This window comes from Corynebacterium sp. zg254, assembly GCF_024701495.1.
Lineage (GTDB): Bacteria > Actinomycetota > Actinomycetes > Mycobacteriales > Mycobacteriaceae > Corynebacterium > Corynebacterium zhongnanshanii.
Map to the genome: position 1 here is coordinate 306,967 of NZ_WIAR01000002.1, position 14,344 is coordinate 321,310.

At 58.4% G+C, this 14,344-nt stretch carries 16 protein-coding genes and 3 tRNA genes; 11 read left to right on the forward strand and 8 right to left on the reverse strand.

Annotated elements, in window-relative coordinates; all coding sequences use genetic code 11:
• Nucleotides 1–714: 714 nt before the first annotated feature.
• On the reverse strand, nt 715–1,038 hold the full coding sequence (locus GC425_RS07020; RefSeq protein ID WP_151844485.1) for a transposase: 324 nt from the start codon (nt 1,036–1,038) through the stop codon (nt 715–717).
• A gap of 67 nt (nt 1,039–1,105) precedes the next feature.
• On the opposite strand from GC425_RS07020, the gene GC425_RS07025 reads away from it, so the two are divergent.
• Nucleotides 1,106–1,339 carry a hypothetical protein gene (locus GC425_RS07025; RefSeq protein WP_151844486.1) on the forward strand — a complete coding sequence of 78 codons (234 nt, stop codon included), beginning with the start codon at nt 1,106–1,108 and terminating at the stop codon, nt 1,337–1,339.
• A 173-nt stretch (nt 1,340–1,512) separates the two neighbouring features.
• Here GC425_RS07025 and GC425_RS07030 read toward each other — a convergent pair whose 3' ends face one another.
• Nucleotides 1,513–1,887, reverse strand: coding sequence for a hypothetical protein (locus GC425_RS07030; RefSeq protein WP_151844487.1), 375 nt, complete (start codon nt 1,885–1,887; stop codon nt 1,513–1,515).
• 685 nt (nt 1,888–2,572) lie between these two features.
• Nucleotides 2,573–3,388, reverse strand: a complete 816-nt coding sequence (locus GC425_RS07035) for a GDSL-type esterase/lipase family protein (protein WP_151844488.1) — start codon at nt 3,386–3,388, stop codon at nt 2,573–2,575.
• A gap of 272 nt (nt 3,389–3,660) precedes the next feature.
• On the opposite strand from GC425_RS07035, the gene hemQ reads away from it, so the two are divergent.
• From hemQ to GC425_RS07060, 5 genes are all read left to right on the forward strand, one after another.
• Entirely contained in the window at nt 3,661–4,365 is a 705-nt protein-coding gene (hemQ, locus tag GC425_RS07040) for a hydrogen peroxide-dependent heme synthase (protein ID WP_151844489.1), read from the forward strand.
• Nucleotides 4,366–4,400: 35 nt separating this feature from the next.
• Nucleotides 4,401–5,213, forward strand: a complete 813-nt coding sequence (gene cmrA, locus GC425_RS07045) for a mycolate reductase (protein ID WP_151844490.1) — start codon at nt 4,401–4,403, stop codon at nt 5,211–5,213.
• On the forward strand, nt 5,214–5,858 hold the full coding sequence (gene orn / locus GC425_RS07050; protein WP_151844491.1) for an oligoribonuclease: 645 nt from the start codon (nt 5,214–5,216) through the stop codon (nt 5,856–5,858). It abuts the gene before it with no gap.
• A gap of 82 nt (nt 5,859–5,940) precedes the next feature.
• Nucleotides 5,941–6,016: transfer RNA gene (locus tag GC425_RS07055), tRNA-His, on the forward strand.
• A gap of 24 nt (nt 6,017–6,040) precedes the next feature.
• Nucleotides 6,041–6,538 carry a flavin reductase family protein gene (locus tag GC425_RS07060; protein ID WP_151844492.1) on the forward strand — a complete coding sequence of 166 codons (498 nt, stop codon included), beginning with the start codon at nt 6,041–6,043 and terminating at the stop codon, nt 6,536–6,538.
• A gap of 65 nt (nt 6,539–6,603) precedes the next feature.
• Here GC425_RS07060 and GC425_RS07065 read toward each other — a convergent pair whose 3' ends face one another.
• Nucleotides 6,604–7,791 carry an Ig-like domain-containing protein gene (locus GC425_RS07065; protein ID WP_151844493.1) on the reverse strand — a complete coding sequence of 396 codons (1,188 nt, stop codon included), beginning with the start codon at nt 7,789–7,791 and terminating at the stop codon, nt 6,604–6,606.
• A gap of 233 nt (nt 7,792–8,024) precedes the next feature.
• Between GC425_RS07065 and GC425_RS07070 the strand changes: the two genes are divergently transcribed.
• Both GC425_RS07070 and GC425_RS07075 read left to right on the forward strand, forming a co-directional pair.
• Nucleotides 8,025–8,097, forward strand: a tRNA-Lys gene (locus GC425_RS07070).
• A gap of 158 nt (nt 8,098–8,255) precedes the next feature.
• Nucleotides 8,256–9,254, forward strand: a complete 999-nt coding sequence (locus GC425_RS07075; protein ID WP_151844494.1) for an LLM class flavin-dependent oxidoreductase — start codon at nt 8,256–8,258, stop codon at nt 9,252–9,254.
• A gap of 42 nt (nt 9,255–9,296) precedes the next feature.
• Here the strand turns inward: GC425_RS07075 and GC425_RS07080 are convergent, their stop codons facing one another.
• On the reverse strand, nt 9,297–10,331 hold the full coding sequence (locus GC425_RS07080; protein ID WP_192930411.1) for an AbrB family transcriptional regulator: 1,035 nt from the start codon (nt 10,329–10,331) through the stop codon (nt 9,297–9,299).
• 16 nt (nt 10,332–10,347) lie between these two features.
• Entirely contained in the window at nt 10,348–10,629 is a 282-nt protein-coding gene (locus GC425_RS07085) for a DUF3618 domain-containing protein (RefSeq protein ID WP_151843230.1), read from the reverse strand.
• A 133-nt stretch (nt 10,630–10,762) separates the two neighbouring features.
• Between GC425_RS07085 and bcp the strand changes: the two genes are divergently transcribed.
• Nucleotides 10,763–11,245, forward strand: a complete 483-nt coding sequence (gene bcp / locus GC425_RS07090) for a thioredoxin-dependent thiol peroxidase (RefSeq protein WP_151844496.1) — start codon at nt 10,763–10,765, stop codon at nt 11,243–11,245.
• Nucleotides 11,246–11,960: 715 nt separating this feature from the next.
• Here bcp and GC425_RS07095 read toward each other — a convergent pair.
• Nucleotides 11,961–12,042 (reverse strand) — tRNA-Leu (locus GC425_RS07095).
• A gap of 91 nt (nt 12,043–12,133) precedes the next feature.
• Here GC425_RS07095 and GC425_RS07100 point away from each other — a divergent pair.
• Nucleotides 12,134–12,550, forward strand: a complete 417-nt coding sequence (locus GC425_RS07100) for a hypothetical protein (RefSeq protein ID WP_151843228.1) — start codon at nt 12,134–12,136, stop codon at nt 12,548–12,550.
• An 11-nt stretch (nt 12,551–12,561) separates the two neighbouring features.
• Complete coding sequence (locus tag GC425_RS07105; RefSeq protein WP_151843227.1) at nt 12,562–12,930, forward strand: DUF3817 domain-containing protein; 369 nt, start codon at nt 12,562–12,564, stop codon at nt 12,928–12,930.
• 21 nt (nt 12,931–12,951) lie between these two features.
• On the opposite strand, the gene GC425_RS07110 is transcribed toward GC425_RS07105, so the two are convergent.
• A complete protein-coding gene (locus tag GC425_RS07110) occupies nt 12,952–14,304 on the reverse strand; it encodes an amidohydrolase (RefSeq protein WP_231699761.1) in 1,353 nt (450 codons plus the stop codon).
• Nucleotides 14,305–14,344 lie beyond the last annotated feature (40 nt).

Consider the following 14,344-nt stretch of genomic DNA (forward strand, 5'->3'; position numbering starts at 1 on the left):
AGTTAACTGGCCCTGAGTCAGTCAATTAGACTCATACTCTATCAACTCGGCAGCGTCGAGGATCAAGAATTTCCACACTCGTTTACGTCTGCCCGCTGCCCACCGGCCAATTCTTCCACAGCAACCCGACCCTCGCGGTCGAACCACTGCTGGGACTGGTGACTCTGTTGGTCTGCGAGGAGGTCGGTGAAGCCTGGGTCAGGCCTGCGGCGGAATATACAGCAGCGTCTACCATTGCGGATGAGCTGGCTAGCTCAGGTGGGGAATTCTTGGATACGCGGGGCAACTCCAGCGGGGGAGACTTTGACCGTCGGGAAAACAGCTAGGACCCAGTGGGAAATGCTACCGAAGTCAGTGGAGGCTGCCACGCTATCGGGGACCGTGCCCGCGGGCAGGGCGTTGCGGTCGCGCTGTATGTGGTTTTGGCTCAAAGCGCTATCGCGGACGCGTTGTTGCGTACGCGCAGAGTCATGGGTTGCGGGTCCCACTCAATTCATTCCATAGTTTCCAGTTGATTAGTTCCGACCTACACGACCGATCGCGGGAAGAACTACATGCTTAGATTCAACGAACGGATTCGTATCAAACTAGAGCCCCTAGCAGCAGTCGTTTCTGAAGCGTCTCGTTTAGCCAACGCCATCAAGTTATCTTCCCCCCTCCTGACGAACTGACTCGCCCCGGGATTGTGAGAGTGGGTGTGGAGAAAACCCACGACTACTTTTGTTTGCGGTCGAGTTCCGCCTGGGGCGAAAAAGCTGATGCCAACCTCAAGATCTCATTGGCCTCTGTCAGCTGCTTGTTTTCCTGGCATAGCCGGGCTATCTCGGCATCTTTGTCCCGCTCGGCAGCACACGAGGAAACCGCTGCTTCCATCCCAGCTTTAAGGATCCAATTATTCAGCGTCGCCGGGTTGATATCGAACGTCCCACCGATCTTGTGGCGCGCCCCGATCTTCATCGCACCATCCTCGGCAAGCGCCTCGTAGTACAAGCGCAACGCACGGTCCTTGGTCTCTTGATCAAACCTCATAGTGCCCATGGGCCCCATTCTCTCCTATTTAACTCGCACACCCTCACAACCCTAAGACGCCTCAAAACGAGGCAAGATGAAAAAGTTCGCGACAGCAAAAGACACCACCGCCGAAGCTGCTAGGGTGGAAGCTGCAGATCAACCAGGCGTTGAAGCGGCACCTGAAGCCTTCTACCCAGTAGAAACCAACCTAACACGACAAGGAAAAGCAATGACCACAACCGTAGCCATCACGGCCATCATCATATTTAGCGGCCTAGCACTTGAAACAGCCTCAATCATCCGCAACTACCAAAGGGACACCCACTAATTAAGCGGACCAGGTTTCTGGGGTTGTGTCCTCTAGCGTGGTGATCCGTAACCCGCGGTCAGCCATATGCCGGCACACACGCAGGCGGCCATCATAGAGACCCCCGACTTCCCCAAAGTGGACCGACAGACGCGACGGCTACCGCACGTCCCAGTGCGGGCAACCCCAGTGACTCAGCGCTGCGATAGCCTCTCAACAGCAGCAATCAAATCATTATCAGGCTCATTGACGTTCTCCAGGTGGACAACCTCCACCGGCTCACCAAAGGTAGCCTTGATCTCCTCCAGCGCCTCCGGGATCGACAAATCACGCTGCGCACAATCATGAACCAAGCCCTGAATTTGACGTGACAGGGGCAAATCCGAGATGAAGAAAAACCGTCGTTTCCCACCAGAGCCCAGAACATCAATGTCATCGAAGCGAACTGCTGCGAAACTGGACTCCCCCCGATAAATCCACGCCGTGCCCGGCATACCATGCTCAGAGTTCACCATGTACTCCTTCATAGGGAGCCTCTCCAAGCCCATTACCTTATACCGGCTAGACATCTTGCCCAATCACCTCCGCATACGCTGTCACAGACCTAGGCTCCCCATTCACCTTCAAACGCCTCAGCAGCATAGGAAGATTCGTCGGTGGCCCTGAATAATTTATCGGTGTTAGCACTATGACTCCAGACTACCTGCGCACGCATCCATGACTCGGCGTCGAAGCTGGGTTAAACGACAGAATATGCGTCCGAAAGCGGCGATTCCCTGGAGCTGACCTGGACTAACACTCAAAAATATATGCTCAGCGAGCATGTATCGGGCTGCTCCACCAGAAATCCTCGGTGTTGCACCCACCCTGTGGTGTGCGGCGGACAAGACAATCCCCACAGCACCGGCTGGGACATTGCCAGCCCTGCCGGCGGTAAGCGCGCTGGCACAACCATAGGACTTTGTTGCGGTTCTTGAGCATTTCCCCAGGACAGAATCTCGAAACGTCGAAATAATCCTATGGTTGTGCCGCGGCACCTCCCAACACGACCACGACACACCGACAACAGACACACATTTTGTCGTTTAACCCCGAAGCTCCCCATCCTTGAAATCTCTTAAGACGAAACGCCCCACCTCGCCAGCATTGTTGCTGGTGAGGTGGGGCGCAAAAGCGCACTCACACAGAGTGCCCCTTCTCATACAGCGCGCTCCCCCTTCAATAAGGCACTCCCCCTTTAATAAGGCACTACCCTTAGCGCGCAACGTGGCGAGCAGCTGCTGCCAAACCGTCCCAGGTGTAGTGCAGTGGCAGCGCGTGTGGCGCAGCGGTGGTGTCCACAACGCCGGCAACCCAGCGGCTGTCGTTGCACATGTGGTGGTCCTTACTGATGGCCTTCAAGTCCACGAAGGTGGCACCGGTTGCACGCGCTGCCTCGCGGCCAGCGTTATCAATCGCGTTCTCCACCGGCGCGATGGGCAGAGCAACCAACGGGAAGCCTGGAACAACGTTGATCACGCAAGCGGCTCCGTGAGCATCCGTCAGCTGTGGCAGGCCCACGATCTTGATACGAGCTTGCGGCGCGCGGCTACGAATGTGATTAACTTCATTAACCATCGCTTCGGTCAGTCGCTGCTGGGTGACAGCAGCGGGTTCCCGACCTCCGATGATGTGTGGGTACGTGTCGTTAGTACCGGCCTGCAAGATCACTTCACGGGTGTGGGGGCTGAGGTCGCCGCGCGCTGCGGCGTCGTTGACAGAATCGGCGATGTGCTTGCCGCCGGTGTAGAAGGAAGCGCCTGCGCAGCTGTAGTCAGCAACGGCCTTGCGCGCTGCCTCGCCATACGCGCGGGCGAAGGTGCCGTCCGTTGGGCATCCGTTGTGGTTGCGCTGCGCGGTAGGCAGGTTGAGCTTTCCTGCCACGTAGTTGTCCACCGTGGGGTTAGCGGACAGGGAGTCGCCAAACACAACAGCGTCAGGAGCTGGGGCGGCCTGTGCGGCGGGCATGGCCAGGCCCATGGTTGCCAGCGCGGCAAGACCATAAGAGAAAACAGACTTAGAAAGTTTCATAGGAATAAACAACCTTACTAGGCGGGTGAACCTATCAATGAGCCAAAAAATAATAAACTCTCATGTATATTTCGGACAAATCACAGAAACCGACCCATAGTCTGTTTGCATGTACCCTGCGCAATCCCACAGCGCACCAGCGCTGCGCCTGCCACACACTCACGCCGCAATTGCGCCGAGACAGCGCTACTCCCCCACCAGCTCGCCCACCACCCCAAGCCACATCCGCTCAGCACTATCTCTCAGCGTGCACACCGCGTAAGCTGTGAACCATGGCAAAGAAACTAGATTTTGACAAGCTGAACAGCACTCTGCAGTACGCACTGTGGTCCGCCTTCCAGATCCCCGCCGGCACGCTCGGGGACGATCGCGAGGCTATCGCAGCCGAGTTTCAGCAGTTCCTGGACTCCTATGCAGATTCGGGCGTGACCGTCCGCGGCGTGTACGACGTCTCCGCCCTCCGCCCCGAGGCGGACATCATGTTCTGGGTCCACGGCGAAGACCTCGCCGAGCTCCAGGCCTTCTACCGCGCGTTCCGTCGCACCACCCAGCTGGGCAAGGTCGCCGTCCCCGTGCGTTCCAACGCTGCCCTCCACCGCCCTGCTGAGTTCAACCGCTCCCACGTCCCCGATTTCCTGGTGGACCCGGAGCCTAAGCGCTGGATCTGCCTCTACCCGTTCGTGCGCACACCCGAGTGGTACCTGATGGACGAGCAGGAGCGCCGCCGCATGCTGGTGCAGCACGGTATGGAAGCCCGCGAATTCAACATGGTCCGCGCAAACACCATTCCCGCCTTCGGCTTGGGCGATTACGAATGGATGCTGGCCTTTGAATCTCCTCAGATGGAGGACGTGGTGAATCTCATGTGGAAGATGCGTTACACGGACGCCCGCAATTACGTCTCCGAGGAAACTCCGTTCTACTCCGGCCAGTGGATTATGGATCAGCTGCCTGAATACATCGAATCGCTTCCCTGATATCGCTGTCACAACACCACTTTTTAAGGAGTTTTATGTCCTCTTCCCTCCCTGCGGCCACCGCCGGCTCCTACGCCGTTGTCACGGGCGCGTCCTCCGGCATTGGCGCTGCTATCGCGAAAGAATTGGCTCGCCGTGGTTATGACCTGATCCTGGTTGCGCGCACCACGGGGCCGATGCAGGAGATCGCCGATGCGTTTCCCGATCGCGATGTGCAGATCCGTTCCGTCGATCTATCCGACGCCGGCGCGCGTTCCACACTCCTCGACGAATTGCGCTCCACGGTTGTTAGCATCATCGTCAATTCCGCAGGCATCGCGACATTTGGAAACTTCGCGGATTTGGACTACTCCTACGAACGAGCCCAGTTTGAATTAAATGCAACGGCTCTGTTTGAACTCACCGCCGCGGTCATTCCTGGAATGGTAAGCCGCGGCACGGGCGGCATTATCAACGTTGGTTCTGCCGCCGGCAATACCGCCATTCCGGGCAACGCCACCTACGTGGGCACGAAGGCGATGGTGAACACATTCACCGAGTCGCTCCACTATGAGCTTGCTCCTCGTGGCGTAGCCTGCACCTTGCTGGCACCGGGTCCCGTGCGCGAAGAGGTCAAGGAAGAGGACAAGCTCACAGAGGTGGACGATGCCGTGCCGGATTTCCTGTGGACCACCTACGAAGACTGCGCGCTGGATACCTTGAACGCGTTGGCGTCCAATAAACTGCGAGTAGTTCCAGGTCCACTGTCGAAGGCCATGAACTGGGCCTCCACCTACATTCCGCGCCGTGTGGCCTCCCCCATTATCGGCAAATTTTATTCCAAGATGGCTGCGGAAGGAGACGCCTAAATGCCAGATACTCCAAGCCAGATTTCCAAACACGATCGCATCGTCTGGGCCGATTGTGAAATGACGGGACTTGATCCCGAACGCCACGTTTTAGTGGAAATTGCCGTTATTGTCACCGATGCGGACCTCAACCCCCTGGATGAAGGCATTGACCTGGTTATCCACGCCACCGATGAGGAATTGGCGCAGATGGATGACTACGTCACGACGATGCACGAATCCAATGGCCTCACGGAACAGATTAAGGCCTCCACCTTAAGCTTGTCCGACGCCGAAGCGCGCGTCCTGGACTACATCAAGCAGTTCGTGCCGGTCTCTGGCCAGGCGCCGTTAGCGGGCAATTCCATCGGCACCGATCGCCTATTTATCAACCGGTACATGCCACAGCTTGGGGACTACCTGCACTACCGCATGATTGATGTCTCCAGCATCAAGGAATTGGCACGCCGCTGGTATCCGCGGGTGTACAACGGCCAGCCTCAAAAGGGCATGTCCCACCGCGCGCTGGCGGATATTCAGGAATCCATTCGGGAGCTCGAGTTTTATCGACAAGCTCTGATGCCTGCCAAGGACCTGCGCACCGAGGACGTGGCCGCTGCGGCTGCATCCGCGGAGGCTCGTTGTCCGATTTCCGGCACCCACTAAGCAAAAACCTGCAATATCCTGCAATTTTGCTGAATGGGGGCCAGTGGTCTAACATAAACGTCGCTGTTGAAAAATAGCGATGGTGACTGTAGTTCAGTTGGTAGAGCACCAGGTTGTGATCCTGGGTGTCGCGGGTTCGAGTCCCGTCAGTCACCCCAAAACTTTCTTCTTTGAGGCACATCATGTCGGACAATCTCGCCACAGCGTTCCGCGATGTGTTCCGCGGCCACCCGGCAGGCGTGGCCCTCATCACCGCCACAGTAGATAATCAGCCGGTAGGCATCACGCTGTCTTCTGTGGCGTCTTTGTCTCTCGATCCCCTGTCGATCAGCTTTTCCTTCATGAAAAGAACCGGCTCCGCCGGAAAACTCCTCCGTGCCGATTCCCTGTTGGTGCATTTCCTCAGCGACGAGCACGCCGACATTGCACAAAGCTTCGCACGCTCCCAAGACGACCGCTTCAGCCCACCCCAAGGCTGGGACACCGCCCCCACTGGCGAACCCCTCCTGCCAGGATGCAGGGCAGTCCTGCGCGTAAAAATTATTGACACAGCCGTGGCCGGAGACTCCACTCTCTGCGCCGCAGAAGTGCTGAACGTGTGGCACGATCCACACCACTCAGCCCTTCTCTTCATGGGGCACCAGTTCTACAGCATCGACGGGCTGACCCCATTACGCTAAGTGTGAAAAAGAGAAGCTGGGCGTCGAATATAAAACAATCAACGCCCAGCCGCAGCAACGGGGATTTACGCGTTGCCCTTCGACCACTCCTCCCACGGAATCTGCCAGTCACCCAGGCCATCGTGGCCATCCAGCTGACCCCCCACCGTATTCTTCACGATCACCACGTCGCCACGCTTCAGGTTCTCATACACCCACTGCGCATTCGCGTCAGACACATTCACACAACCATGCGAGGTATTGGTATTGCCCTGCGCGTACACACTCCACGGAGCGCCGTGAATGTAAATGCCAGACCAGCTCATCTGCGTGGCGTAATTCACCGGCGTGACATAACCGCCATTCTCCGGGGCCAGACCATAGGTATTGGAATCCATCGTGAGGGTATCGTACTGATCGCCCACCGTGTACGTACCATTCGGAGTAGCCCACTGCGCGCTATCACGGCCGTTGGAGACAGGCATGGTCTTAATGACCTCGCCATTCTTCGTGACCGTCATCGTCTTCGTAGCATCGTCCACCTCCGCACGCACGTCATCCCCAATCGTGAACGACGCCTCACGGTCCGCGTCCCCAAACACACCATCGGATACTTCCACGCCGTAGAGGTTGGACTTCACGGTCACCTCCGTGCCCGGCTTCCAGAACTCCTTCGGACGCCACCGCAGGCTCTGGTCCGTGAGCCAGTAGAACGCACCCTCGGTGTTGTTGCTGGTCTCCACGGTAATGGCGTCCTGAACCGCCTTCTTGTTGGACACAGGGGTATCGAAAAACAGAGCCACAGACTGGGCAATACCCACCGTGGACTGATCCAACGGTGACAACGCAGAATCTGCGACGTAATCAGCCTGGGTGGTGGAGAACGTCTTCTTAAGGGTCTTGTCCCCCGACTTCGCCGTCAGCGTGTACGTGCGGTTGTAACCCAGCTTCTCAGTGGACGACCACTTCGACTTATCACCGTTGAACTCACCGGCGACCTCGGTGCCTTCGTCATTGGTCAGGGTCACCGTCGACATGTCCTTGCCCTCCACCGAAATGGTGTCCGTGACCTTCACACCCTTCGCATTATCCTTCACGGACGCGGTCAGACCGATAGAGTCGCCATCCTCCCCCTGGGAATGGGATGCAGAATCCCCGTTATGGGACCCGCTATCACCACGATCAATGGTGCAGGCGGCGGTCAATCCAAGAAAGGCTGCAACGGAGGTGGCAACTACAGCCTTGCGTGCGTGAGTACTAGCTATGCGGCGCATGTGGCTCCCAATACAAGTGGTGTGAACGATATGACAACAACCTTAAAACTCTAAGCTTGGAAAGTACTAACCAAAACCTGGCGTGTTACCAAGACTTTTCTAAATCGTTACCAAACGCGCTAAAAACAGGCTATGACCTGGCGATTTGTGAAGTTCACACAGAGCGTATAAAGTAATGTCTCGTTGCACAGAGAGTTCACAAGAACTTGACAAGAAGATGCAACACAGACCGCGGGTCATTAGCTCAATTGGCAGAGCAGCTGACTCTTAATCAGCGGGTTCGGGGTTCGAGTCCCTGATGACCCACCGCGTACATTCCCCAGATCACCTCTGATCTGGGGTTTTGTCGTTCCTAAGCAAGCATAGCAAGCGCAGGACTGCCATTCAGGCCAGTTTCTGACCAGATTCAGGCCATCACAACCCCCGGGAATAACTTCCACCGCGCGCTGTTGTACCTCAGTACTATGACTGATTCTCACACCTCCCCTTCCCGCGTACCACTGTCCCTCATAGACTTTGCGAATATCTACCGGGGCGAATCCGCCGCCGACGCTTTCGCCCGATCTGTCACGTGGGCTCAGCGCGCCGAGTCTTTGGGCTTCAAGCGCATCTGGTACTCCGAGCACCACAACATGCCGTCGATTGCCAGCTCCGCCCCCGCTGTGCTGATTGCCCACGTGGCCGCACACACGGCGTCGATTAATTTGGGCGCCGGTGGCGTGATGCTGCCGAACCATTCCCCCTTGGTGATTGCGGAGCAGTTCGGCACTCTCGCGGAGCTTCACCCGGGCCGCATCGACCTGGGTCTCGGGCGTGCGCCCGGCACGGATCAGATGACGATGCGCGCGTTGCGCCGGGATGTGCATGCTGCCGATAGTTTCCCACAGGATGTGCAGGAGCTGGATGGCTACCTTACGGACAAGTCCGTCCTGCCGGGCATTAACGCGGTCCCTGGCCGCGGGACGAATGTCCCGTTGTACATTTTGGGCTCCTCCCTCTTTGGCGCTCAACTGGCGGCGCAGCTGGGTCTGCCCTATAGTTTCGCGTCCCACTTCGCCCCGGGTGCCCTCACACAGGCCGTGCAGGTATATCGGGATAACTATCAGCCCTCGGAGCGTTTCCCGGAGCCGTACGTGATCGCCGCGGTGAACGTCACCGCCGCTGATTCGGAGGAGATCGCCGCGGAGCATGACCGCCGCGTCCGCCGTTCGCGTGTGCGGGCGATGGCGGGGAAGAAACTGACCGACGCCGAGCTCGATCTTGTGATGGACTCCCCTGCCGGTCAGCGCATCTTGGACATGCTTCGGTACACCGCGAAGGGCACGGGCGAGCAGGTGGTGGAGTACCTTGAGGAGTTTGTGGAGCTGTCGCAGGCCGATGAGTTGATGGTGGCGTTGCAGTCGCCGTCCACTCCGGATTCCCTGCGCAACATGGAGATCCTCGCGCAGCACTGGTTTGCGTAGCGACATGGAACTCGGCGCAGCACTGGTTTGCGTAGCGCTCGCCTACCCAGCGCGGCGCTTGCCGAACACCAGGGGCACGAGCGCCCCGACCACCAGCATCGCGATCACACGCATCACCTGAATGACCGTCACCACGGGGTCCGATCCCGCCTCGTGGGCGAACGCCAGCACGGCGTACACCCCGCCGGGCACCGTAGCCAGATACGCGTCCAGTATGCTGTATCCCCAGACCGTGCAGATGATCCAGGCGGTCATGAGGGAGCCAAGGATCATGACGGCGATGGCGGACAGGATCACGGGCAGGGACTTCACGAACTCCCGCAGCGCCCCCTTCGTGAGAGTTCCGCCCGCCTGCACACCAATAATCGCAAACGCGATGTCCGCCAGAATCCCCCGAGGGGTGAGGTACTCCGCGGGGATTCCCGCCATGAGTCCCACCACGCCTAGCGCCAGCGCCAGCAGCAGATACGGCGAGGGGATGTTAATAAACCGCGTCACCAGCCACACAATGCCGTAGACCACCAGCGCCCCGAGCGCCGATTTCAGCAGGTCACTGGGTGGAATGTGTTCCGGTGCGGACCGTATCGGCTCGTCGGCCAGCCATAGAACGAACGCGGGAAGTGTCAGCACAACAATCGACAGGCGGAGGAATTGCGTCAGGGTCACAAACTTGGCGTCGGCTTTAAGGTCCACAGCAAGCAACGACATCGCACTCGCCCCACCTGCGAGGGTGGCGAGGACGCTGGTGGTGGCGTCGATTCCCCGTATTTTTATTAATAAATACGACGCCGAGGCGCACACCACCAAAGTAAACACCACCGACACGGCCGTGGGCGCGGCGTAGGACAGCATCGTCGGCCCATCCACGGTCGCCAGCGGCGAGGCACACAGCAGCGCGATGATGACCTGCGCGGGCGTGGACAGCTTCTTCGACGGGGTGACCTGGCGATCACCGAAGATGGCGGCGGCGCCGAAGACCACAAGGAAGGAGAAAATCCAGGCGGCGGGGACATGGATGGATTCGCCAAAAAAGGCCCCAGCAATCGCTACTGGGACCAGGAGAAGAGTTCTCAGCAAGATAATCTAAAAACTCTTAGTTGCGGGCAGCCGCGAGGAGACGCTGAATCTCCTTGATCTGCTTCTTCTCCTTGCGCTTCGAAGACAGCGCCAAAGCAGTCAGGACAACCACACCGGCAACCACGCCACCGAGGATCATCTGCACCTTCGGATCCTTCACGGTATCCATCACTTGACCGCGGGCGTCATCGGCAAGGTTCTTAGGGTCTGCACGGACTGCCAGCTCATCCAGGGTCTTGGCGAGCTGATTGCGGGTGCGCTCAATATCGCGCTGAATGGCATCGATGCTACGGGCCACGGAGATACTCCTCATGATCGTCAATGATCGTCATCGGTTAACGGGTAACTAGATCCAAGATCTCAGTCTATCCCTCATATTGTAGAGGATCAGCCGCTGCGATGCCGAGAAACGAAGGCGTATGGTGGTGCCTATGACTGATGCAACGCAACCAACCCGCCTTGAGGTGGGCGACGCAGCCCCTGATTTCACCCTCACCAGCGACCAGGGCACGGACGTGTCCTTGGCTGATTACCGGGGCAAGAAAGTAATCGTGTACTTCTACCCCAGGGCCAACACCCCGGGCTGCACCACGGAGGCCTGTGACTTCCGGGACTCCCTCACCGAGCTGAATAACGCCGGCATTGAGGTGCTGGGTATCTCCCCGGACTCTGTGGACGCGCTGGTGAAGTTCCGCGACCAGCACTCCCTCACGTTCCCTCTCCTGTCCGACGCCGACAAGTCCGTCATGACAGCGTGGGGCGCCTTCGGCGAGAAGAAGAACTACGGCAAGGTGGTTCAGGGCGTGATCCGATCCACGTTCGTGGTGGATGAGGCAGGAAAGATCGAGTTGGCGAAGTACAACGTGAAGGCCACGGGGCATGTGGCCCGCATCGCCAAGGAGCTGTCGCTCTAGCGACGCTTCAGTTCCTGGACAGCCTGGAGGATGGACGTCCCCGGATGCTCTTGGCGATAGCGCCGGACTTCCTGTGGGGACGGGTTGTCCGATGCACTGTTCGTCCCCGGGTGGTCCTGGCGATAGTGCCGAACGTCCTGTGCGGACGGGTTGTCCGATGCACTGTTAGTCCCCGGCTTTGTGGACGGTGGGGACCTCCTCCAGTACCAAAAGACCAGAATTCCTATCAGTGAACATACCGAGGCAACAAGGTTATTTCCTGCGAAACCGAAGCATAGTGCCGCGATAAGCAAGAGCAATCCACAGCTGAGGACGAGAATCTTTTCCATCATGTCTCTCACCTCTTAAGAGAGTTATGGGGCGATGTTTTCTGTGGTGATACTTTAACGCTAACACGGATGTTGATCGCTCGGAAGATAACGGCGGGACCTATCTCGCTGGCAGATGCCTCATCACCACCGACACCGGCCACACGGTGTATCGCATAGCCTTCCCCCGGCACTAGGCTGCCTGTAATCCATGTGCACGGCGGCCGAGACACGCCCTCAGCACCGGCTGGCGTGTCCTCAGTCATGCCGGCGGTACGTACGCTGGCACAACCATAGGAGTTTGTCGCATAACCCTCGCATAACCCTTTAACCCAAACACGCTGTTGTTGTTCGAGCCTAAAACCCCAATCTATCGACTGTAGGTCGCGATAGATTGGGGGGTGCTGTGCGCCTGGGGAGACTTGAACTCCCACGTCATAAGACACTGGAACCTAAATCCAGCGCGTCTGCCAATTCCGCCACAGGCGCGTACGTCACACACTCTAGCAAGAAGTGCACGCCGGAAAAAATGCCCTCGGGCAGAATTGTCTTCCCCCAGCAACCGGGTACACTTGGGCACGTGAGCACCGCGGACAACAATACCCCCCAGGGCAATCCCTTCCCGCTGCGTGTACGTATTGTTCAACTGATCTTTTTGACGTTAGCCGTGGTGGCTACGCTGTTACTGGCGCGCTGGCAATGGAACGCGTGGCACCAGTCTGATGGCTCCTTCCAGAACCTCGGCTATGCCATCCAATGGCCTGTGTTCGGCATTCTCCTGATCGTCGCCTACCGGAAGTACATCCGCTATGAGAAAGAGCGCGTGCTGGGAGACGACCAGGCTGCCGTGCCCGATGAGGTGAAGAACTCCATGCGAGAAATCCCCACGGACCTGCTCGCCAACGCCAGCCCCTCACATATCAGCACCGTTGACTTTGAGGACGACCGGCGCCGGAATCGCCGTAACCGCACACCCAACAATTCTCTCGACGAGTAGGCAGTAAAAACGTGAACGAAACCAGCACGACCGCGAACCCCATTCACCCTGAACGACAAAAGCGCGTGGCCAAGTCCCTGAAGTTCTATTCCATCGCCGCGATTGTCACGGGTATTTGGCTCCTCATCTTGGTTGCGGAAATGATCACCAAGTACCTGATCCTCGGCTCCGAGAACACCCCGGAATGGTTCACCTACATCGGCCAGGCTCACGGCTTGTTCTTCATCATTTACGCCATTACCTGCCTGGATCTCGGCACGAAGGCTCGCTGGGAACCCGGCAAGTGGATCACCACCATCCTGGCCGGCGTGATCCCCTTCCTTAGCTTCATCGTGGAGGCAAAACGCCGTAAGGAAGTGAAGGCCGCGTTTCATATCTAAGGCAACCCAGCCGGCGCATCCTTAGTCAGCCGGTGCCGTTTCCACCGCTACCGCATCAATTTCCGCGGCGGTCGGACCCCCCTGCGTGGTGTCCTCACCAGGCGCCCACTGCGCACCCAAGCACGCCAGAATGCCCGTCGCTGCCGCACGGGCCCCCACCTCGAGGGTGGACAGCTCCGGCAAAAACGCCGGGTTGTGGTTCGTAGGAATATCAATATCCAGCCGGCCCGCAGCCTGTGCACGCTGCCACTTCGCTCGCGGAGTAATGCCCACCGTCCACAACAGGTACGGAACCCCGAAGTGCTTAGGGATCACGGAGAAATCCTCTGAGGCTGTCCACGGCTCCATGTCCTCAGAATCCTCACCGAATACCTCATCAAAATGCGGGCGAATGGTGCGGAACACCGTATCGGAATTGTTGGTCGCCCCCAACAATCCAACAAACTTAAACTCCGGTTCGCGTTCCGCACCGGCCGCGGCAACTTCCGCACGAACAATGCGCTTGATCGCCTCGATGCACTTAAGGCGCAGCTCTTCATCATAGAAACGGCAGGACAAGCTGATCTTTGCCGAGTCCGGGATCACGTTGTTCGCCTTGCCGGCCTCCACGGAGGCCACCGTAATCACCGCGAACTTATCCGGTGGCACCTCGCGGGACACGATGGTTTGCAGCCGCATGATCGTTGACGCCGCCAGCACCACCGGATCCACCGAACGGTGTGGCATGGAGGCGTGCGCCCCGCGTCCGAACAAGGTGATCTCGATCGTGGTGGAGGACGTCATCACGGGCCCCGCCGCACTAAAGATCTTCCCGGCTGGCCCGGCGATGATGTGCTGAGTAAGGCACACATCAGGCTTCGGAATCTTCTGAGCCAGACCGTCACCCACCATGCGGAAGGCACCCACCGATAATTCCTCAGCCGGTTGGAACAACGCAATCACTGTTCCCGCCCACCGCTCGGCGGAATCCTCCAGCAGAGCCATGGCGCCCAACAAACTGGTGGTGTGGTGATCGTGCCCACACGCATGCATGGTCGGCACCCGCTGCCCCAGAGCATTCAACTGGGAATGCTGGGATTTGTAGTCCACGTCCGTGTTCTCCGCCACGGGCAACCCATCGAAATCAGCACGCATGAGCACGGCGGGACCGTCACCATTGCGACGCACCGCGGTGATGCCATAACCGCCGATGGTGCTGGTCACCTCCCAGTCCGGGAAGCGCTGGAGCTCTTCCAAGATCCGGGCAGCGGTTTTTTCCTCGGCTCCGGAGAGCTCTGGGTAGCGGTGGAAGTGCTTATACACATCCTCCATCCACGTCAGATCCGTACGTGCTTCATTGATGATGTCAGCGGGGCTGACCTCTGTGGGGTTCATATCCTTTTTCTTCTGTTGAGCTGCGGGCCTGCGCTACAAC

Coding starts and splice junctions, on each gene's coding strand:
- GC425_RS07020 (WP_151844485.1), bottom strand. CDS start 1,038: ATGGGCACTATGAGGTTTGATCAAGAGACCAAGGACCGTGCGTTGCGC.
- GC425_RS07025 (WP_151844486.1), top strand. CDS start 1,106: ATGAAAAAGTTCGCGACAGCAAAAGACACCACCGCCGAAGCTGCTAGG.
- GC425_RS07030 (WP_151844487.1), bottom strand. CDS start 1,887: ATGTCTAGCCGGTATAAGGTAATGGGCTTGGAGAGGCTCCCTATGAAG.
- GC425_RS07035 (WP_151844488.1), bottom strand. CDS start 3,388: ATGAAACTTTCTAAGTCTGTTTTCTCTTATGGTCTTGCCGCGCTGGCA.
- hemQ (WP_151844489.1), top strand. CDS start 3,661: ATGGCAAAGAAACTAGATTTTGACAAGCTGAACAGCACTCTGCAGTAC.
- cmrA (WP_151844490.1), top strand. CDS start 4,401: ATGTCCTCTTCCCTCCCTGCGGCCACCGCCGGCTCCTACGCCGTTGTC.
- orn (WP_151844491.1), top strand. CDS start 5,214: ATGCCAGATACTCCAAGCCAGATTTCCAAACACGATCGCATCGTCTGG.
- GC425_RS07060 (WP_151844492.1), top strand. CDS start 6,041: ATGTCGGACAATCTCGCCACAGCGTTCCGCGATGTGTTCCGCGGCCAC.
- GC425_RS07065 (WP_151844493.1), bottom strand. CDS start 7,791: ATGCGCCGCATAGCTAGTACTCACGCACGCAAGGCTGTAGTTGCCACC.
- GC425_RS07075 (WP_151844494.1), top strand. CDS start 8,256: ATGACTGATTCTCACACCTCCCCTTCCCGCGTACCACTGTCCCTCATA.
- bcp (WP_151844496.1), top strand. CDS start 10,763: ATGACTGATGCAACGCAACCAACCCGCCTTGAGGTGGGCGACGCAGCC.
- GC425_RS07110 (WP_231699761.1), bottom strand. CDS start 14,304: ATGAACCCCACAGAGGTCAGCCCCGCTGACATCATCAATGAAGCACGT.